Source organism: Plantactinospora sp. DSM 117369 (assembly GCF_053764795.1).
The window spans coordinates 7,937,472-7,956,680 of the sequence record NZ_CM132446.1; the positions used below are offsets into that span (position 1 = coordinate 7,937,472).

Consider the following 19,209-nt stretch of genomic DNA (forward strand, 5'->3'; position numbering starts at 1 on the left):
TCGGTCACCCCCGCTTCTTCGTCATCTGGTACACCACGGTCGTGGTGCCGACCCCGAGCAGGATGAAGGCCAACTGGAGCCAGTAGAAGACCGGAAAGCCGAACAACCGGGGTGAGTCGGCGTTGAACAGCGGCGTGATCAACGGCACCACGATCGGCAGGAAGAGCAGCCAGTTCCACGGGCTGTGGTCCTTCGCCCGGGCTCTCGCCACCACCCCACCGGCCGGCGCCGTCGGCGTCTCAGATTCGCTCATGCCGGCACTCCGCTTCGCTCCGTACCGACATGAGGCACATTGGCACTGAGTCCGATGATTCGCTCGCTGCGCTCGCTCATGCCGGCACTCCGCTTCGCTCCGTACCGACATGAGGCACATTGGCACTGAGTCCGATGATTCGCTCGCTGCGCTCGCTCATGCCGGCACTCCGCTTCGCTCCGTACCGACATGAGGCACATTGGCACTGAGTCCGATGATTCGCTCGCTGCGCTCGCTCATGCCGTCTCCTCTGCTGCGCTCGGCCTGGTGACCCGCCTGGTTGCGCTCGGCCGTGATTGAACTTCGTGTGACGTCGTCGTTGACCTATGTGTGACGCCGGAGGTTAGGACAGAGTGACGGCGGTCACCTCGACGACACCGGACCGGTGCGCCCAACGGCCAGCACGGTGCGCCGAATGGTGATCAACGACCAAAATAAGGTCGCGCCAAACGGATCTATCAGGCCAAATGATACATCGAAGTACGACGATTGCTCTTGATCGGGGGTCGGCCGGTTGCCATGCTGGCCGGGTGCCGCGATTTCCCTCGTACGACTGCACCGCACTCGGGTACCACGTGCTGGGATCCGGGCCGCCGATCGTCTGCCTGCCCGGCGGCCCTGCCCGGGCGTCGAGCTATCTCGGCGACCTCGGTGGACTGAGCCGGGACCGCACCCTGCTCAAACTCGACCTCCGGGGCAGCGGCGAGTCGGCCGTCCCCGAGGACCCGGCGAGCTACCGGTGCGATCGGCTGGTCGACGACGTCGAGGCGTTCCGGGTCCACCTCGGACTGGACCGGATGGACCTGCTCGCCCACTCGGCCGCCGGCAACCTCGCGGAACTCTACGCGGCCCGGCACCCGCACCGGCTGTCCCGGTTGGTACTCGTCACCCCGGGCCTGCGCTCGGTCGGGGTGGAGACGGTCGGCTTCGCGGAGGCGGTCGCCGCCCGCGCCACCCAGTGGTGGTACCCGGAGGCGAAAGCGGCGATGGACGCCTGGCAGGAGGCGGCGGGCCGGGGCGCCGGGCCGGACGAGGTGAACCCGTTGCGCAGCGGCGCCGCGCCGTTCGCGTACGGCCGGTGGGACGAGCGGGCCCGGGCACACGCTGAGGCCGAGCCGGAGGAACGGCCGGACGCGCCATCCGCCGGGTTCTACGACGGCTTCGCCCCGGACACCGCCGCGGTCCGCGCCGCACTGGCCGGGCTCGACGCCCCGGTGCTGGTCCTGGCCGGCGAACTGGACCCGGCACCCACCCCGGAGGCGGCCCGGGCGCTCGCCGCGCTCTTCCCGAACGCCGAGACCGTGGTGCAGGACGGTGCCAGCCACTTCCCCTGGCTCGACGACCCGGCCCGGTTCGTCAAGACCGTGCTCACCTTCCTCACCGACGAGCCCCGGACCCTCGCCGACCGGCCCTGACGGGCTTCGGCCCGGCACGACGCGGTTTCCCGGCCCGACGCGGTTTCCCGGCCCGGCCCAGCCGACCGGCCCGACCCAGCCAACCCGGCCCGATCCGATCCGATCAGCCTGCGGTCGGACCGGGTCGGCTCACGGTCAGATGCCGGTCAGGTGGGCGGTGTCGTTGACGGTCCGTACCGCCATGCCGCCGTCCGGCCAGATGTCCAACAGGGACAGGCCGGCCGGGTCGAGATAGAGCCGGTGCAGGAAGGCGTCGGTCGCGGCGAGCGCGTCGCGGAGCGCGATCTTCACCGGTGAGACGTGCGAGACCACCACCACGGTCTCCCCCGGGTACCCGGCCAACAACTTGGCCATCGCCCGGCTGACCCGGGTACCGACCTCGACGAAGGACTCCCCGCCGGGCGGGGCCACGGCCGGCGAGGCCAGCCAGGCGTCCAGCTCGGCGGGCCAGCGTTCGCGTACCTCGGCGAAGGTGCGGCCCTCCCACTCGCCGAAGTCGCACTCGATCAGATCCGGCTCGACCACCACCGGCACGCCGCCGAGCCCACCGGCGAGGATGCCGGCCATCGACGTACACCGGGACAGGGGCGAGCTGACCACGGCCGCGACCGAGTCGACCAGCCCGGCCACCCGCCGGGCCGTCGCACCGGCCTGGGCCAGGCCCCGGTCGGAGAGCGGCACGTCGCCCCGGCCCGAGTAGCGGCCCCGCGCGGTGTACTCCGTCTCGCCGTGCCGGAGCAGCAACAGCCGGGTGGCGGTCTCCGCCGGGCGCGGCTCCCAGGAACTCTTCGCGGTCGACCCCTGCGCGGCGACCTCGTGTGCCTCGGCCCGCCCGGTCGCGCCGGACGGCGGCGCGGCCGCCGGCTCGGCCGCGCTGTCCCGGGCTGCCTCCGGCACCTTGCCAGCGGCCAGGTCCATCGCCGCGTTCGCCAGCGCGTCCGCGTGCCGGTTGCGCTCCCGGGGAATCCAGGTGTACGCCACCGAGTCGAACTTCCGGACCAGCCCGGCCGCCTGGGCGGCGAGCGGACGCAGCCCCGGGTTCTTGATCTGCCAGCGGCCCGCCATCTGCTCGACCACCAGCTTGGAGTCCATCCGCACCTCGACCCCGGACGCGCCCACCTCGCGGGCGGCCTCCAGCCCGGCGATCAGGCCACGGTATTCCGCGACGTTGTTGGTGGCGACGCCGATCGACTCGGAACGCTCGGCCAGCACCTCGCCGCTGCCGGCATCCCGGACCACCGCGCCGTAACCGGCCGGGCCGGGATTGCCCCGGGCGCCGCCGTCCGCCTCCACCACGACCTTACGACCCGGCACGGGTCCACCCCCCGATCCCGCCACCGACGCCGGTCACAGCCCGGACTCGGCGGTACGCACCATGATGCGGCGACACTCCTCGCAGCGCACCACCTCGTCCGGGGCGGCGGCCTTGATCCGGGCCCGGTCCGCGCCGTAGAGCTCCAGCCGGCAGCCGCCGCAGCGCCCGCCCGCGACCAGAGCCGCGCCAAGCCCGCCCGACGTCTCCCGGATCTTGTCGTAGAGCGTCACCAGGTCGGCCGGGAGGTCGGCCGCGAGCGGCTGCCGCGAGCCGGCCTTGAACTCCTCCTCCTTGCCGATCTCGGCAAGGGCCTGGTCCCGCCGCTCCTCGGTCTGCGCACGCCGCTCCCGGGCCGCCGTCAGCCGCTGCTCGATCCCGTCGAGTACGCCCTGTGCGGTCTCCCGCTGCTCCATCAGCTCCAGCTCGGCGTCCTCCAGCTCGGTCTGCCGCCGGTTGAGCGAGGCCAGCTCGTGCTGCAACGCCTCCAGCTCGCGAGCCGGCCCCGAGCCGACGGTCAACCGGGCCTGGTCCCGGTCCTTGCGGATCCGCACCTGCTCGACATCCCGCTCCAGCCGGGCGATGTCCCGGTCCAGGTCGTCCACCGCCACCTGGGCCCGGACCCGCTCGTCCTCCAGCGCGGACAGCTCCCGAGCCAGCGCCTCCAGCTCGGCGTGCTCCGGCAGCGTACGGCGCCGGTGGGCGAGCTGGGCGAGCCCGGTGTCGATCGCCTGCAGGTCGAGCAGGCGACGCTGGTCTTTCGGGTCGGCCTTCATCGGAGGGACTCCTTGTCCACGGAGGATGCGGGGGTTAGCACGGGTGGTACCGGAGACGCCGCCTGCACCGTCCACGGATCGGTGTCGAGATCGGACACCAGGGTCTCGACGCCCAGCCGCTCGCGCAGGCGTGCGGCGAGGTCGTCGAGCCAGGGCCGCTCGGTCGCCCAGTGCGCGGCGTCCAGCAGCGCCGGCCCGTCCTCGGCGAGATATTCGCTGACCGGATGGTGCCGCAGGTCGGCGGTGAGGAAGGCGTCGACACCGGCCCGGAGGGCGTCGCCGAGGAAGGAGTCGCCGGCACCGCCGCTGACCGCCACGGTCGAGATCGTCCGTCCGGGGTCGCCGGCGGCGCGTACGCCCCAGGCGGTCGGCGGGAGCGCCCGGGCCGCGTACCTGGTGAACTCGGCCAGCGTCGTCGGCTCCGGCAGCCGGCCGATCCGCCCGATGCCCCGCCCCTGGCCGGCGGCCGGACCGGAGGGGTCGGCCGGGCGCAGCGGGCGCAGGTCGGTCAGGCCGAGCCGGACGGCGAGCGCGTCGGAGACCCCCGGACTGGCCACGTCGGCATTGGTGTGCGCCACGTACAGGGCCACGTCGTTCTTGATCAACTGGTGCACGATCCGGCCCTTGTACGTCGTCGCGGCCACCGACGAGACCCCGCGCAGCAGCAGCGGATGGTGCGCGACGATCAGGTCGGCACCGTACCCGAGCGCCTCGGCGACGGTCTCCGGTACCACGTCCACGACGCAGCAGACCCGGCGTACCGGTGCGGACGGCTCACCGACCACCAGTCCCACCCGGTCCCACCCTTCGGCCCACGCTGGCGGATAACGCTGGTCCAGCGCTGCCACGACGTCGGCCACGCTGACGGCCGGAGATCCGGATGCACCCACGGCGGCCCAGCTTACCGGCGTCCGGCCGGCCGCGGCGCCGACCGTCGCTACCGGCACCGCCGGACGTGCCACGGCACCGCTCCCACCCCCACCCGGTCGCCGGTGGAGGCCGGGCCGCACCCCGCAGGGCTCAGCCGAGCTGGCCGCTGACCGAGAGCCGGGCCCGCAGTGCGGTCACCGCCATCTCCCAGGGGAACCTCTCCAGGTAGCGCTCCCCGGTGCCCGGCGGGTGCAGTGGCATGACGTGGTCGCCGAAGAGCACCGTGACGTCCCAGTCCCGCAGCCGGGCGAGGCTGGTCAGGAAGGCCGGGTGGGCCGCCATCGCGGCGTTGGTGAACGGCATCGCCACGATCGGCAGCCCCTTGCCGAGTCCCTCGACCAGCAGTCCGAGGGCGAGGGTGTCGGCTATCCCGGCGGCCCACTTGTTGATCGTGTTCACCGTCGCCGGAGAGACGATCATGGCGTCCGCGTCGGGCAGCACGTCCGGATCACCGGGATTCTTGTACGTCGACCGCACCGGATGCCCGGTCTGCCGGCTCAGCGCCGGTACGTCGACGAACTTCGTCCCGTCCGGGGTCAGTACCACGCACACGTCCCAGCCGTCGCGCTGCGCGCAGGTCACCAGCCGACCGACGTGCCGGGCCAGCGGCGAACCGCAGGCGAGCACGTACAGCACCCGTGACCCGGTCGACTCCGTCACCGGACGCTCCCCTGTACCGCGGTCATACGGCCACTCCCATCTGCTCAGCCAACTCCGCAATCGGCGTGGGCGGCGCACCCCGTGTGCGACGCAACACGTTCGACATCACCTCGTGCGCGATCGGCCGGCAGCGGATCTCGGACGGGGCCAGCCGGTCGCCGTCGACCAGCGCCTCGCCCGCCCGGTCCAGGTCGCCGATCTGGGCGAACCCGCGGGCCAGGTCCAGCATGTGGTGCGCCCGCCGCTCCGGCAGCAACGCGTTGAACCCCTCCCGTCGCATGATCCGCCGCTCGTGGGTGTGCACCGCGTTCCCACCCTCGCCCAACTCCACCGCCGCCGCCGCGCGGTGCAGCTCGAGGTTGGTCGGGCCGAAGCTGGTCCAGTAGTGGTTCTGGTCGCCGCCGAGCCGGTCGGCCGCCCCCTCGGCCTCGTTGACCAGGTCCTTGACCGTGTTGTTGTCGCCCATCCGGGCAGCCGCCATCGCCCCCTGCAACAGCAGCATCCCGTAGACGGAGAGCCGGTGCGGCCCGGCGTCGTTGCTGCCGCCCGGCGCGAGGCGGTTGGCGACGCTCACGTTCACCTCCAGCGCCGGCCGGGCCCGGCCGAGCGCCAGCAGGGCGTTGCCGACCCGGTAGGTGGCCACCCCGGCCAGCAGCGGATCGTCGGCCCGCTGGGAGACCGCCATCGACCGGTCGGCGGCGAGCCAGGCCAGCTCGTACTCGCCGAGTTTGCGCAGCGCCGACGAGGCGATCTGGTAGACCTGCCCGAGCAGGTGGGCCGCCTTGCCGGCGTCGTCGCCGCCGGCCACGCTGTCCAGCGCCTGGGCGTCCCGGAGCAGCTTCGGCAGCGCCCGGGTCAGCACGCCGTACCGGGCGTACTGGTACGTCAGCCAGGCATGGTTCACCGACTTGGTCATCTCGGCCGGTGAGGGCGGCTGCGGCGTGGTGGTGAAGAACGAACTCATCGAGTCGTACCGCTCCAGGGCGGAGCGGATCTCCTCGACCTCCACCTCGTCGATGCAGGTGAGCCCGTCGGCCCGGCGTTCCGGCGCCTTGCCGAGCAGGAGTTGGGCGTCGAGCTGGAGTACGTCGGCGATCTCGTACAGCACCGAGAACTTGTCCAGTCGGCGTACGCCCCGCTCGACCTTGTCCACCCAGCTCTTCGACTTTCCGAGCCGATCGGCGAAGACCTGCTGCGACATTTTGCGGCGACCGCGCCAGTAGGCGACGCGACGCCCGATCGGCAGTTCGTCCACGTCCGGCCCTCCTTTCTGCGTCGGCGGTCCGGTCAGGGGGCCCGCGCCGGTGCGAAAACGGGGTGCGACTCACGTCTGTGCTGGTCGCACAGCATGTACGTCACTCCGGAGACGGCCGCTCGTAGCTTTCGATGCAACTTGCGGCTGTCTGCCCGGACAAACGACCGCGTCAGACGCCAGTGACGGGCTTCGACCTGCGTAACTGGCCGAGATCAATAAATGTAGGGGGTTCGCAGAAATGTGGGAGAAAGTCCGTCCACGTTCGGTCCGTTTCGCCCAGCTCGACCGGGTCCGGCTGCGCCGGATCGCGCTCCGCTACGCCGCGCACGGCTGGCAGGTCACCCCCGGCGCCTGTCTGGCCCGGCACCGGTTCGTCTGTGGCCGGGCCGGCTGCCCGACCACCGGCTGCCATCCGGCGCTGGAGCAGTGGGAGCAGAGCGCCACCGCCGACCCGGCCCGGGTCGCCACCTGGTGGCGGCTCCGCCCGCACTCGATCCTGCTGGCCACCGGCCGCGCCTTCGACGTGCTGGAGGTCCCGGCCTACCTCGGGCGGTTCGCGCTGGAACAGGCCCGGCCCCGGCTGTTCGGCAGCATCTCCGGCCTGGTCCGCGGGCCGGTCGCGGCCACACCGGGCGGCCGGTGGATGTTCCTGGTACGCCCGGGCGAGCCGCTCCGGCCCGAGCTGGAGCACAGCCTCTACGTGGTCCGGCACGGCCCCGGCTCGTGGATTCCGGCCCCGCCGACCCGGCTGCCCGAGGGAACGGTGCGCTGGGTGGTGTCCCCGGAGGAGACCCGCTGGCGCCTGGCCGACCCGTACGGCGTCCAGGAGCTGATCGTCGATGCGCTGGAGGCCGTCGCACCGGCCCTGCCCGAGCCGCTCTTCCCGGCACACCTGCCCGCCCCGCGCCGGGGTTCCTGACGCCCGGGTCGTCGGGTTCCCGGCTGCGCCCGAACCGGGAACATCGTCCCGCCCCGGCTGGAGCCCGGAAACGTCGGATCCGTCCCCGTCGAACCCGGAGTGCCCGGCCAGACGCGTGAACCCGGAGTGCCGGGCCGACCGAACCCAGAGTGCTCGGCCAGGCCGCGTGAACCCGGAATGCCCGGCCAGGGCCGACTGAGGCCAAGGAGGCATCCGCCGGGGCGGATCCGGCCGCGAGGGACGACCCGTGGCGACCAGGTCGAAAGCCCGCGACCGGCTCAGCACGGGACCGAGCGGACGGCAACCGCGCGGGCGGGGGCCGGGGCGAGGCGCGGTCCCGGCGGCAGGGCCGGTAGCAGGGCACGAGCAGCGTGAGAGCGGCCCCGGACCGGGTAATCCGGCGCCGGACTGGTTGACGCCTGAGGAAAGGGCCCACGCCATGCTCAGCAAAGAGGATCAGCGCCGGTTTGACGAGATCACGCACCAGCTCCGGATAACCGATCCCGAGTTCGTCGCCCGGCTGGGCGACCGGGGCAAACTGCGGCGCGCTCGGCTGATACTCGTGTTGACCTTCGTACTCTGGGCCACCGTGCCGGCCCTGGTCGTACTCGGCGGCTGGCTGGCCGTCGCGATCGCCCCGGCGGTCCTGGTCGCGGCCACGCTGTTGATGTGGCAGGCCCGGCGGACCCGGTGACCCGGCGACGGCGGAGCACCGTCTCCGGCGGCGGCCGACCGAGATGAGGTCCGGTCGGGCAGTACGGGCCCGGTCCGGTGTGGTCGGCCCGGTGCGGTGTGCGGCTCGCTCAGTCCGGGTCGACGTCGCCGAACCGGATGTAGGCGCGGCGGAGCCGCTCGGTCAGGCCGGGGCCGCCGATCGCCGCACCCGGCGGACCGAGCTGGCGCAGCACCAGTTCCGGTTCGGTCGCCAGGGTGGGCGCGCGGGCCGGCAGCGGCACCGGGGCGACCCAGAACCGGTCGAGCATCCCGGTCAGCGGCTCGGCGGGCAGGTCGGCGAGGGCCAGTCCGGCGCCGACCGGCGGCGGGTCGACCGGGCCGGGGCCGACTGGCACCGGCAGCTCGGCATCGTCGGCGTCGGACGCACCGGTACGCGCCCGTCGCCGGCTGGCCGGCCGGCGGCCGCGCCCCGGGCCGGTGTCCCGCTCGGCCACCCCGGCGCCGGGGTCGGCACCGCGCAGCGCCCGCAGCCGGGCGAGTAGCCGTTCGCGGTCCCGCCCCCGCCAGTGCAGCAGTTGGAACGGATCCGCGTCGAACGCCTCGGCGAGCAGATAGAAGGTCGCGGCCAGGTGCTTGCACGGCACGGCGAAGTCGGGGCAGTCGCAGCGCTGCGTCAGCTCGTCGACGCCGGCCGGGAAGAGCGGCGCACCCGCCTCGGCGAAGACCGCCTCCAGCTCCGGCGGTACGTCGCCGGCCAGCAGCCGCGCGCTGAACAGCGCCTGCGCGGCGAGCAGCGTCTCGAGCCGGGTCCAGACCCGCTCGGCCAACGGCCGGAACCGGATCGACACCTGGTACGGCTCCGGCCGGGAGCCCTGCACCACGGCGGTCACCTTGCCCGGTGCCACGTCGAGCGAGACCACCTGCCCGGCGCGGGCGTACGAGCGGCCCCGGGTGAGCCGGGTGCCCAGCGCGAAGGACTCGAGTACGTCGAGGAAGCGGCGGGACCACCACGACCGCCCGATCGCCCCCCGGGCGGTACGCGCCCGCAGTCCGCCGTCGACCTTGCGCGGGCGGCCGTACTCGCGGAAGTCGGTCATGCCGGGATTCCAGACCTGTGCGCACCGAGCGTGGCGGTTCGCTCGCTCATTCCACCACCGCCCCGCTCTCCAGGGCGAAGAGCTGGCGCAGTTCCGAGGTGGACAGCTCGGTGAGCCACTGCTCGCCGCTGCCGACGATCCGCGCGGCCAGCCCCCGCTTCTCGGCGATCATCGCGGCCACCTTCTCCTCCACGGTGCCGGCGCAGACGAACTTCCGTACCTGCACGGCGCGGCGTTGACCGATCCGGAACGCCCGGTCGGTGGCCTGGTCCTCGACCGCCGGGTTCCACCACCGGTCGACGTGGATGACGTGGTTGGCGGCGGTCAGGGTCAGCCCGGTCCCGCCGGCCTTGAGGGAGAGGACGAAGAGGGCCGGGCCGACCGACCCGTCCCCGGCGGCGTCCTGGAACCGGGCCACCATCGCATCCCGGTCCGCCTTGTCGACGCCGCCGTGCAGGTAGAGCACCTCCCGGCCGAACCGGGCGGCGAGGTGGGCCCGGAGCATCCCGCCGAACTCGGCGTACTGGCTGAAGATCAGTGCCTTCTCGCCGGCTGCGAGTACCTCGTCCAGGATCTCCTCCAGCCGGGCCAGCTTGCCGGAGCGGCCGGGCAGCGCCGAGCCGTCCCGGAGCACCTGGGCGGGGTGGTTGCAGACCTGCTTGAGCCGGGTCATGGTGGCCAGCACCAGCCCGCGCCGCTCGATGCCGTCGCTCGACTCGATCTTGGCCATCATGTCGTCGACCACCGCCTGGTAGAGGGACGCCTGCTCCCGGGTGAGGTTGCAGAGCACCTCCATCTCCAGCTTCTCCGGCAGGTCGGTGATGATCGACCGGTCGGTCTTCACCCGGCGCAGCACGAACGGGCCGGTGATCCGGCGCAGCCGGGCCGCCGCGTCGTCGTCGCCGTGCCGCTCGATCGGTTCGGCGTACCGCTTCTTGAAGGCGGTCGCGGCGCCGAGCAGGCCGGGGTTGGCGAACTCCATGATCGACCAGAGGTCGGCGAGGCGGTTCTCCACCGGGGTACCGGTGACCGCAACCCGGTGCCGGGCGGGCAGTGACCGGACCGCGGCGGCCTGCCGGGTCGCGGCATTCTTGATCGACTGTGCCTCGTCCACCACGATCCGGTGCCAGTCGACCTCGGCCAGCGCGGCGGCGTCCCGGGCCGCCAACGAGTAGGTGGTGAGCACCAGGTCCGCCTCCCGCACCGCCGCGGCGAACTTCGCCCCGCGCGGCCGTTCCGCGCCATGGTGTACGTGCACCCGCAGCTCCGGGGTGAACCGGGCCGCCTCGCGCTGCCAGTTGCCCACCAGCGACATCGGGCAGACCAGCAGGGTCGGACCGGCGTCCGGCGGGTCACCGGCGAGCAGCGCGAGCATCATGATGGTCTTGCCCAGCCCCATGTCGTCGGCGAGGATGCCGCCGAGGCCGAGCGACTGGAGGAAGGCCAACCAGGCCAGCCCGCGCTGCTGGTACGGCCGCAGCGTCCCCCGGAACGACTCGGGCGCGTCCCGGAGTGTGAGGTGCCGCTCGGCCTGGCCGGCGAGCAGGTCTCCGAGCGGGCCGTCGGCGCTGACCCCGAGCACCGGCAGCGCCGCCGGATCGTCCTGCGTGGCCAGCCCCAGCCGGAGCAGGTCGCCCACGGTCAGCTCGCCACCCGCGCGGAGCAGCTTGAGCCCGGCGGCGAGCCGCTTCGCGTCCAGCTCCACCCACTGGCCGCGCAGCCGGACCAGCGGTGTCTTCAGTTTGGCCAGCGCCCGCAGCTCGGCGGCGGAGAGCGGCTGGTCGCCGAGCGCCAGCTCCCACCGGTAGTCGACCAGCGCCTCCATGCCCAGCGCGCTACGCGAGGCGACCGTCCCCGGCGCGGTACGGGTCTTGGCCTGCAACCGGGCCCCGAGCCGGGCACCCGGCCGCTGCCACCAGGAGGGGAGCAGCACCCCGAACCCGGCGGCGTGCAGCACCGGCGCCCCGTCCCGGAGGAACCGGTGCGCCCCCTCGGTGTCCAGCTCCAACGCCTCCGGCGCGGCTGTCCGCAGGGCGTCGTCCAGCTCCGGCCAGAGCCGGCTCGCCCGGCCCAGCTCGGTCAGCAGGGTCTCCTGTGGGGCGGCCAGGTGCCGGGCCAGCGCCCGCAGGTCGCCCCGGGCCGCCCAGATCCGGTCCGCCCCGACCACCAGGCTCGGCTCGTCCGCCGCCTGGAGCGCGAACTCCACCCGCCAGCGCTGCGCCGCCCCGCCCGCCCCGGCCAGCCCCTCGGCCTCGGTCAGCTCGTCCGCCTCGGTCAGCCCCTCGGCCTCGGTCGGCTCGTCCGCCTCGGTCGACTCGTCCGCCTCGGTCGGTGCCACGTCGATGTCGACCGGCGCGGGTGGCTCGACGAGCCGGAAGCAGGCCCGCACCGAGCTACCGGCGGCATCCCGCTGCCAGGCGCGCAGTTCGCCGTCCAGCCCGGCCAGTGCCTCCGGTGCCGCGGTGAAGTCCCGCTGCCGCCCGGTCAGCGCCCGGAGCCAGGCCCGTACGGCAACGTCGGCGGCGCCGGCCCGACCGGCCCCGATCAGCCGTACCCCCTCCAGGGCCGTCCGGGCGGCGGCGTCGGTGAGCGCGTCCAGGGCGTCCACGACGGTGGCCGCCGCCGAGCCGCTCGCGCCGGGAGCGTCGCCGGGCTGGACCGCTCCCGACCCGGTGCCGTCGTCCGGTCGGGTGGGTGCCGGCCCGCTGGTGTCGTCCGGTGCGGTGGCCCCGGCCGCGGGCGGGTCGAGCGCGGCGCGGGCCGCCGGGGGCAGCGCCATGGTCAACGCGCGGGCCCAGCCGGCGTCGGCCCCGGTCAGCAGCGGTCGCCACACCGCCCGGGCCGAGCCGACCGAGCCGGTTGAACGGCCGGAGCGATCGGAGCCGCGTGGGCTGCGGGAGCCGGCCGGAGCGCCGGGGCGGGCCGGGCTGTCCTCGGAGAAGGTGCTGGCGCCGCCGGGGGTGGTCGGTGCGGAGAGGCCGGGCAGGATCCGGCCCCGCCGGACCAGCTCGACCGCGAACTCGGCGAGCCCGGCGAGGTGGCGCAGCGACCCGCCCCGGACCGCCGGGCCCGACCCGTCGGGTTCCCGGTCGGCAGACCGCTCCGCGGCGGTCGTCCGGCGGGCGGGCGAGGGCCGGCGGGCGGGCCGTTCCGGGCCAGCGGGCGCCCCCCGACCGCCAAGCGGCTCACTCTCGCCGAAGGCGAGCAGCACCGGCAGCGCGTGGTCGGCGTCGTACTCCAGCACCGGCACCCGCCACGGCGCCAGACCGACCGGGCCGCGGCCCGGCTCGACCGGCTCGGTCCGGACCAGCTCCGCCGAGTCGACAGGTGCGCCGGCCCGGGTGGGTAGGGCGAGCAGGGCACTGCCGGTGGTCGCCTTCGCGGCCAGTTCGCCGAGCGCACCGGCCAGCCCGGCATGTCCCGTCGCGAACGGGTGCGGCCGGTGCCGGGGCGGGCGGCCGGGCCGGCGTGGCGGCCGGACGGGCAGTGTGGAGTCCTCCCCCCACACCGCGAGCCGACCGCCGGCCAGCCACAGGGCGTGGACGACCAGCACGCACAGGTCCCTTCTCGGGCGTGGGGTCAGCGGGCGGATCCCTTTCTAGCACCCCGTCCGGCACCGCCGCCGGTCCCCGTGCCGGCATTCGGCTACGGATCGACGCCGTACAGCGGGGTGATGGCCGCCGCACACCGCTCCAGGAGTTCCCGCTCGGCCGCGCCGAACGCGGCGAGATGCTCGCTCTCCAGGTCGAGCGTGCCGAGTACGGCGCCGGTGCGCGGGTGCAGCACCGGCACGACCATCTCGGAGCGGGTGGTGCCGAACACGGTGCGGTAGCGCGGGTCAGCGGTCACGTCGTCGACCACCACGCTGCGGCCGGTCGCCACGGCCGTGCCGGTCAGCCCGCTGTCCGGGGAAAACGTCGGGTACGCCGGCTCACCCGGTCCGGAATAGCCGAGGATCCGCACCTCGGTTCCGGTCACCCGGTACACCCCGACCCACCGGTGCCCGGTCTGGCTCCGTACGGCGGCGGCGATCTGGGCACTCCGGCGCCCCGCGTCGTCGTCGGCGACCGCCGTGCCGGTGATCCCGTCGGGTCCGCCGGCACCGGTGGCGCCATCTCCGTCGGCGAGGGAGGCGACGACCGCGGTCAGTTCGTCTGGCGTCATTCCGGCAGAGTATGGGCTCGACCGCCCTGGCAGAGCGAATATCCGCGACCGCCGGGCGGTAGTTCCTGGCGATTTTCGGCCTTACCCCAGTCACGAATCGAACAGTTCCGCCCCGGCGGCCGTACTAACGGAGAAGATGACGACAGGCATGGATGCGTCGGCATCACGAGCGAGGCGGTGAGCATGGACTTCCCCATCGTGAAGCGGGCCACGCCAGGGCGCTACCTGCTGCGCGGGCTGATCTCCTGCGGGCCCTGCGACGAACTGCTGATCCCGTCCTTCTCGTCGAGCGGGCGCCGCTACTACGGCTGCCCCCGGCGGCAGTGCCCCCGCCCCTGGATCCCGGCTGAGCAGGCCGAGCAGGCCGTCTGGGCGCACGTCGCGGCGACGTACGGGGACGCGGCCCGGGACCTGCCGCAGGACCGGCGGCAGGCGCTGCTGACCGCCGTACTGGCCCGGGTCAGCATCGGGGTGCGGGTCGCTGACCTGCACTACCAGTGGCGGTGACCGGCCGGGTACGCCGATCCGCTGCGCCGGGGCGGCTCCGGCGGCAGGATGACCACATGGAGGCCACCACGGAGATCCCGCTGGTCGGCGGCGTGGGTGACGGCGGCAGCGTGATCGTCGACCTCGACGTGCACGGCCGCCCGCCGCTCACCCACCACCACCTGATCGACGGCGGACTCGCCCGGGCCGAGATCTACGAACTGGAGGCGGTAGTCGGCGAGGGGCCGCCCTGGCTGTACCGGTGGCGCGGGCCGGCCCCGTCCTGAGCCGGTTCCGGCCCGCCGAGGACGCTTCCGGCCCCGCCGAGGACGCTTCCGGCCCCGCCGAGGACGGTCCCGACCCCGCCCGCGTCGGCGAGTCCGCTACTTGCCCCGGAACACCCGGACCGTGGCGATGCCGCCCAGGGCCAGCGCACCGAGCAGGACCGCCCAGATGACCGTGGTGTTCAGGCCGGTGCCGAACTCCGCGTTCGCCTTCGCGTTGGCGGCCAGCGAGTTGTCCTGCGGGACGGGCACCACCACCGGGGGAAGCTCGGCGTAGCGCACCAGGCCGGTGCTCTCCAGCAGGGTCATGTGGGTCTGCACGAAGCCGTTGGCCTGCTCGGCGAGCGTGCGTACGGTCTCGTTCCGGGTCCCGGCCCGAACCGCCCCGATGACCGGGAAGATCGCGCCGTGCGCCGCCCGCAGCCGGTCCACGAAGATCCGGTCGAACCGCGCCCCGGAGGCGTTGGTCATCTCGTCGAGCCAGCCCTTCTGCTGGGCCGTCGGGTCGGTGGGCAACTGGACGCCGAGCTTGTTCGCCGCCTCGACGGTGAGCTGGTCCAGCTCCACGTGCTGCTTGGCGATCTCGGCCCCGATCTCCCGGACCCGCGCACTGTCACCCTTCTCGGCCGCCATCTGCCCGGCCGGCATCTCCCAGAGCCCGGCCAGCCGTACCCCGCTGAGCAGTGCCATGTCGGCGGCGCCGAGCTGGGTCGGCCCGGCCGGTGCGGCGATCGCCGCCCCGGGCAGCACGAGCAGCCCGACGACCAGGCCAGCCAGCAGAGCAGCCGTCCGGCGCATTGCCTTTACCGCAGATCGGGCCGTGGCCACGTACTCAACCTCCCAGAAAGCGGCGCCAGAGTGGCAATGGAGTTGTCGGCCAGGACGGTATTGCGGTGCGCGCTTATGAGTCAATCTCGGATGCCCGAGGAGAGCGAAGCTTAGGCCACATTTAAAGGAAACCTATACCGGCGGGTAGCGCCGACCCCGGTGGCGGCGGAGCCACGGGTACGAAAGGACCTGCGGTTCTGGTTCGGGAGTTCGGGACGCCGGTCGGTGCGCTCGGCGATCGGCGGCGCACCGGGATTCGGGCCGATCGCGGCACACCGGGATTCGGGCCGGTCGACCACGATCGGCGACCCGGCGTTGACAGCAGGTGAGACCTCGGGCGAGGTGGAGACGGATCGGTGGTGGGCGCGGCAGGTTTCGAACCTGCGACCCCTCGCTTGTAAGGCGAGTGCTCTCCCACTGAGCTACGCGCCCGGAGCGCCTGACGGCCTACCGGCGGCGGCAAGCTTACCCTGCCGCCCCGGCACCCGCTCCACCCAGTTCGCCGATCCGGGTGTCCGCGACGGCGGCCGCCCCGCCCCGCTCGGCTCCGGTGCCGGGCTCAGGCTCGCGCCGCGGCCAGGGCCTTGCGCCAACCCGCCTGGTCGCGCGGCTCACCGGGTCCGTTGCACTCGGCGAAGCGCACCGTACCGGTTTTGTCGATCACGAAGGTGCCCCGGTCGGCGAACCCCGCGGTCTCGTTGAAGACGCCGTACGCCTTCGCCACCGCCCCGTGCGGCCAGAAGTCGGCCAGCATCGGGAACTGGTAGCCCTCCCGGTCGGCCCAGACCTTGTGCGCGTACACCGAGTCGACGCTGACCGTCAGCACCTGCACGTCGTCGTTCTGGTATTCGTCGAGGTTGTCCCGCAGCTCGGCCAGCTCACCCTGGCAGGTGCCGGTGAACGCCAGCGGATAGAAGACGAGCAGCACGGCTCGCCGCCCCCGGAAGTCGGACAGGCGTACCTGCTGGTTGTTCTGGTCCTTCAACACGAAGTCCGGCGCTGGCGCGCCAACCTCGATCGGCATCCGGCTCCCTTCCTACTTCCTGCCCTTGGCGCCACGGCGGAGGACCAGTCGCGCGCCGCTCCAGTCCTTGCCGGCGTTGACGGTCGACGTCTGCTGGAGGCCGGCGGTGACCGCCGTCTCGCTGATCTCGCTCGGCTCGACGTGGCCGTCCCGCCCGGCCTTGGGCGTCAGCAGCCACACCACGCCGTTGTCAGCCAGCGGGCCGAGGGCGTCGACGAGCATCTCGAACAGGTCACCGTCGCCGTCCCGGTACCAGAGCAGCACCGAGTCCACGACCTCGTCGGTGTCCTCGTCTACCAGCTCTCCGCAGCGATCGGTCAGGGCGTCCCGGAGATCCTGGTCGACGTCGTCGTCGTAGCCCATCTCCATGACGACCATCCCCGGCTCGATGCCGAACCGGTCCGCCAGGCTCCGTACGCCGTCGGCGGCCTGACCAGCGGTCGCGCTCACTGTCACGTGCCTCCTCATCTCCACTGCCAGCGGCATCCGTGCGACGCCGATGACGCAAAGTCCACACAGTTGTCCCGCCGCGCGCAAGTGGCGCACCGAGTCGAAGGGAATTTACCGTGCCAGCAGCGTTCGGGCACCCTGGGTAATGGCCTCTTCGGAGACCAGTACGTGACGGGCGGCCGGACCCAACGGGACAAAGGTATCGATAGAAGCTACCCTACGGGCAGATCCGACAAAACCGGCATCGACCAGTGCCGCCACCACTCCCTCGCCGACCCCGCCGGACCGGCGTGTCTCGTCCACGACCAGCACCCGGCCGGTCGCCTGGGCCTCCCGGATGATGTCCGCCACCGGCAGCGGAGCCAGCCAGCGCAGATCCAGCACCCGGACCCCGACATCCTCCTCGGCCAGCTTCGCGGCGGCCCGCAGCGACATCCGAACACCATTACCGAACGTGATGATCGTGACGTCCTCCGCCGAGCCGACGCCGTACACCCGGCCCCGGCCGATCGGTACGTGGCTGGCCGTCCAGCCGCCCGGGCCGAGGTAGGGGGCGAGCCACTCCCCGTCGCCCTCGGCATGCAGGTCCCGGGTGTGGTAGAGCGCGATCGGCTCCAGGAAGACGCAGACGCTGCCGTCGACCGCCGCGCTGGCCAGGCAGGAGCGCAGCATCGGGGCGGCGTCGTCGGCCCGGGCCGGCACCGCGAGCACCAGCCCCGGAACGTCCCGGAGTACGGCCAGCGAGTTGTCGTTGTGGAAGTGCCCGCCGAACCCGTCCTGGTACGCCAGCCCGGCGATCCGGGCCACCATCGGATTGCGGTAGGCGCCCCGGGAGAAGTACTGCATCGTCGCCGCCTCGCCCCGGAGCTGGTCCTCGGCGTTGTGCAGGTACGCCAGGTACTGGATCTCGGGCACCGGCAGCATCCCGCTCAGCCCGGCGCCGAGACCGAGCCCGAGGATCGAGGTCTCGTCCAGCAGCGTGTCGAAGACCCGGGGGGCACCGAACCGCTCCCGCAGGCCCTTGGTGACCCCGTACACCCCGCCCTTGGCCGCCACGTCCTCGCCGAAGACCGTCATGCTCGGATAGTCGAGCAGCCCGTCGGCGAGCGCGGCGTTGATGGTCTGGGCCAGGGTGAGCGGGCCGGCCTGCTCCGGCAGCTTGCCCTCGAAGGCGGCGCCGCGGGCGGCGGCGCCCGGCCCGGCGGCCCGGCCGGCGGCGTCGGTGATCGCCCGAGCGACCCGGACCGGGCGCCTCGGCGCCAACGGCGCCACGATGTCCGCCGCGCTGTCCAGCTTGCGCTCGCCGAGCACCTCCTCGGCGACCTTGCGGACCTGCCAGCCGACCTCGTCGTAGCGGGCGATCAGCTCCTCGGGCGTGCCCAGACCGGCCTCGGCGAGCAGCCGGGCGGTGGCCACCACCGGATCCCGGGCCACGTCCCGGGCGATCTCGGCGGCGCTCCGGTACGCGATCTCGGCGTCCGCCCCGGCGTGTCCCATCAGCCGCACCGTGGACAGGTGCAGTACGGCGGGCCGGCGGTGCCGGCGTACCCAGGCGGCCGCCTCGACCGCCACGTCGTACGTCTCGACCAGGTCGCAGCCGTCCGCCGAGAAGTACCGGATCCCCGGCTTGGCCCGCAGCGCCTGCGCCACCCAGCCGTCCGGCGACTTCACGCTGATGCCGAGCCCGTTGTCCTCGCAGACGAAGAGCACCGGGATGCGCAGTCCGGTGTGGTCGCACCAGCCGGCGGTGTTGAACGCGGCGACGGCGGTGGCGTGGTTGACCGAGGCGTCGCCGAACGAGCAGACCACGATGGCGTCGCTCGGCCAGGCCGACTCGGCCTCGCCGCGCTGCCAGGTCGCGCCGCCGGCCGCCCGTCGCCCGGTCGGCCGCCCCCGGCCGTCACCGAGCCGGCGCAGCCGTTCGATGGCGAAGCCGATCCCGACCGCCCGGGGCAGGTGCGAGGCGATGGTGGAGGTGGTCGGTACCACCGCGACGGCCGCGTTGCCGAAGACCTTGTGCCGGCCACCGGCGATCGGCTCGTCGGCGGAGGCCACCACCCCGCGCAGCACGTCCCGGGCGGCGTCGAGGACCGCCTCGGGTGCGGCGGCCCCGTCGTCGTCCCCACGGTCGCCGGAGTTGCCGTTGCCGTCCTGACCGCGCATCGCCTCGGCCACCCGTTCGGCGACCCCGACCCGGTGCGCCGCACCGCCGGCCTGCTCGGCCCGCGCGGCGGAGCCCTCGGCCTCGGCCTGGGCGACCCGGGCGCAGTAGAACGCGCCGGACCGGTAGTGCAGCAGGGCCGGATCGGTCGGCCGGACCGCGAGCGCCACCGCGGCGTTGCCCTCGTGTCCGGAGGAGCCGATGGTGTAGAACCCCTCGCCGAAGCTGCGCAGCCAGCGAGCCGCGAGATCAAGATGCCGGCTGACCAGTTGGGCGTCGAACAGTTCCAGGGCCGTCCGGCCGTCGAGCGTGCCGCCGTCCCGGACCGGCTCGGCGGCCGTGCGCCCGGGCGCCGACACCTCGATGGCGCCGACCGCCTCCCGGAACCGTTCGTCGAGATCTTGGGGGGTGGTCACGTCCGACAGCATTACCGACGCCGGCCACCCGTGACCACTCAGACACGTCACAACCGCCCGTGGCATCCGCGACGCCCCGCGCGGTCCGCCGGGCGCAGCCCGCC

At 73.5% G+C, this 19,209-nt stretch carries 17 protein-coding genes, 1 tRNA gene and 2 pseudogenes; 5 read left to right on the forward strand and 15 right to left on the reverse strand.

Features of this window, described 5'->3' with window-relative positions; translation table 11 throughout:
• Positions 1 to 4: 4 nt before the first annotated feature.
• Positions 5 to 253: a DUF3311 domain-containing protein gene (locus tag ACSMXO_RS33760; RefSeq protein WP_346261125.1), complete on the reverse strand. Its 249-nt coding sequence runs from the start codon at positions 251 to 253 to the stop codon at positions 5 to 7.
• Positions 254 to 783: 530 nt separating this feature from the next.
• On the opposite strand from ACSMXO_RS33760, the gene ACSMXO_RS33765 reads away from it, so the two are divergent.
• The gene (locus ACSMXO_RS33765; RefSeq protein ID WP_455415171.1) at positions 784 to 1,668 is read left to right on the forward strand and encodes an alpha/beta fold hydrolase; all 885 of its coding nucleotides are present in this window, start codon (positions 784 to 786) and stop codon (positions 1,666 to 1,668) included.
• Between the two features lie 135 nt (positions 1,669 to 1,803).
• On the opposite strand, the gene ACSMXO_RS33770 is transcribed toward ACSMXO_RS33765, so the two are convergent.
• From ACSMXO_RS33770 to ACSMXO_RS33790, 5 genes are all read right to left on the reverse strand, one after another.
• On the reverse strand, positions 1,804 to 2,982 hold the full coding sequence (locus ACSMXO_RS33770) for a bifunctional RNase H/acid phosphatase (RefSeq protein WP_346261127.1): 1,179 nt from the start codon (positions 2,980 to 2,982) through the stop codon (positions 1,804 to 1,806).
• A gap of 33 nt (positions 2,983 to 3,015) precedes the next feature.
• Positions 3,016 to 3,756, reverse strand: a complete 741-nt coding sequence (locus ACSMXO_RS33775; RefSeq protein ID WP_346261128.1) for a zinc ribbon domain-containing protein — start codon at positions 3,754 to 3,756, stop codon at positions 3,016 to 3,018.
• The gene (locus ACSMXO_RS33780; RefSeq protein WP_455415172.1) at positions 3,753 to 4,646 is read right to left on the reverse strand and encodes a Nif3-like dinuclear metal center hexameric protein; all 894 of its coding nucleotides are present in this window, start codon (positions 4,644 to 4,646) and stop codon (positions 3,753 to 3,755) included. Before ACSMXO_RS33780 ends, ACSMXO_RS33775 begins: the two co-directional genes overlap by 4 nt.
• Before the next feature lie 130 nt (positions 4,647 to 4,776).
• Entirely contained in the window at positions 4,777 to 5,346 is a 570-nt protein-coding gene (locus ACSMXO_RS33785; RefSeq protein WP_346261130.1) for a flavoprotein, read from the reverse strand.
• Positions 5,347 to 5,368: 22 nt separating this feature from the next.
• The gene (locus ACSMXO_RS33790) at positions 5,369 to 6,601 is read right to left on the reverse strand and encodes a helix-turn-helix domain-containing protein (RefSeq protein WP_455415173.1); all 1,233 of its coding nucleotides are present in this window, start codon (positions 6,599 to 6,601) and stop codon (positions 5,369 to 5,371) included.
• Positions 6,602 to 6,839: 238 nt separating this feature from the next.
• On the opposite strand from ACSMXO_RS33790, the gene ACSMXO_RS33795 reads away from it, so the two are divergent.
• Both ACSMXO_RS33795 and ACSMXO_RS33800 read left to right on the forward strand, forming a co-directional pair.
• Positions 6,840 to 7,520 (forward strand): bifunctional DNA primase/polymerase, encoded by a 681-nt coding sequence (locus ACSMXO_RS33795; RefSeq protein WP_455415174.1) that lies wholly within the window; start codon positions 6,840 to 6,842, stop codon positions 7,518 to 7,520.
• Between the two features lie 439 nt (positions 7,521 to 7,959).
• Positions 7,960 to 8,214: a DUF3040 domain-containing protein gene (locus tag ACSMXO_RS33800; protein WP_346261133.1), complete on the forward strand. Its 255-nt coding sequence runs from the start codon at positions 7,960 to 7,962 to the stop codon at positions 8,212 to 8,214.
• 109 nt (positions 8,215 to 8,323) lie between these two features.
• On the opposite strand, the gene ACSMXO_RS33805 is transcribed toward ACSMXO_RS33800, so the two are convergent.
• The 3 genes from ACSMXO_RS33805 to ACSMXO_RS33815 all read right to left on the reverse strand — a co-directional run bounded on the left by ACSMXO_RS33805 (position 8,324) and on the right by ACSMXO_RS33815 (position 13,456).
• Entirely contained in the window at positions 8,324 to 9,292 is a 969-nt protein-coding gene (locus ACSMXO_RS33805; RefSeq protein WP_455415175.1) for an SWIM zinc finger family protein, read from the reverse strand.
• A gap of 46 nt (positions 9,293 to 9,338) precedes the next feature.
• Entirely contained in the window at positions 9,339 to 12,845 is a 3,507-nt protein-coding gene (locus ACSMXO_RS33810) for an SNF2-related protein (RefSeq protein WP_455415176.1), read from the reverse strand.
• Positions 12,846 to 12,937: 92 nt separating this feature from the next.
• Entirely contained in the window at positions 12,938 to 13,456 is a 519-nt protein-coding gene (locus tag ACSMXO_RS33815) for a GAF domain-containing protein (RefSeq protein ID WP_346261136.1), read from the reverse strand.
• Positions 13,457 to 13,639: 183 nt separating this feature from the next.
• Between ACSMXO_RS33815 and ACSMXO_RS33820 the strand changes: the two genes are divergently transcribed.
• Positions 13,640 to 13,963 carry a zinc ribbon domain-containing protein gene (locus tag ACSMXO_RS33820; protein ID WP_346261137.1) on the forward strand — a complete coding sequence of 108 codons (324 nt, stop codon included), beginning with the start codon at positions 13,640 to 13,642 and terminating at the stop codon, positions 13,961 to 13,963.
• Between the two features lie 56 nt (positions 13,964 to 14,019).
• Positions 14,020 to 14,229 carry a hypothetical protein gene (locus ACSMXO_RS33825; protein WP_346261138.1) on the forward strand — a complete coding sequence of 70 codons (210 nt, stop codon included), beginning with the start codon at positions 14,020 to 14,022 and terminating at the stop codon, positions 14,227 to 14,229.
• Between the two features lie 96 nt (positions 14,230 to 14,325).
• On the opposite strand, the gene ACSMXO_RS33830 is transcribed toward ACSMXO_RS33825, so the two are convergent.
• From ACSMXO_RS33830 to ACSMXO_RS33855, 6 genes and pseudogenes are all read right to left on the reverse strand, one after another.
• Positions 14,326 to 15,024, reverse strand: a complete 699-nt coding sequence (locus tag ACSMXO_RS33830; RefSeq protein ID WP_346261139.1) for a DUF4142 domain-containing protein — start codon at positions 15,022 to 15,024, stop codon at positions 14,326 to 14,328.
• A 387-nt stretch (positions 15,025 to 15,411) separates the two neighbouring features.
• Positions 15,412 to 15,486, reverse strand: a tRNA-Val gene (locus ACSMXO_RS33835).
• A gap of 127 nt (positions 15,487 to 15,613) precedes the next feature.
• Complete coding sequence (locus tag ACSMXO_RS33840; protein WP_455415177.1) at positions 15,614 to 16,078, reverse strand: peroxiredoxin; 465 nt, start codon at positions 16,076 to 16,078, stop codon at positions 15,614 to 15,616.
• 12 nt (positions 16,079 to 16,090) lie between these two features.
• Positions 16,091 to 16,528 carry a DUF3052 domain-containing protein gene (locus tag ACSMXO_RS33845; protein WP_346261141.1) on the reverse strand — a complete coding sequence of 146 codons (438 nt, stop codon included), beginning with the start codon at positions 16,526 to 16,528 and terminating at the stop codon, positions 16,091 to 16,093.
• A 111-nt stretch (positions 16,529 to 16,639) separates the two neighbouring features.
• Positions 16,640 to 18,613: pseudogene (locus ACSMXO_RS33850) on the reverse strand (transketolase C-terminal domain-containing protein); the annotation flags it as partial.
• Between the two features lie 143 nt (positions 18,614 to 18,756).
• A pseudogene (locus ACSMXO_RS33855) lies at positions 18,757 to 19,117 on the reverse strand (hypothetical protein); the annotation flags it as partial.
• Positions 19,118 to 19,209 lie beyond the last annotated feature (92 nt).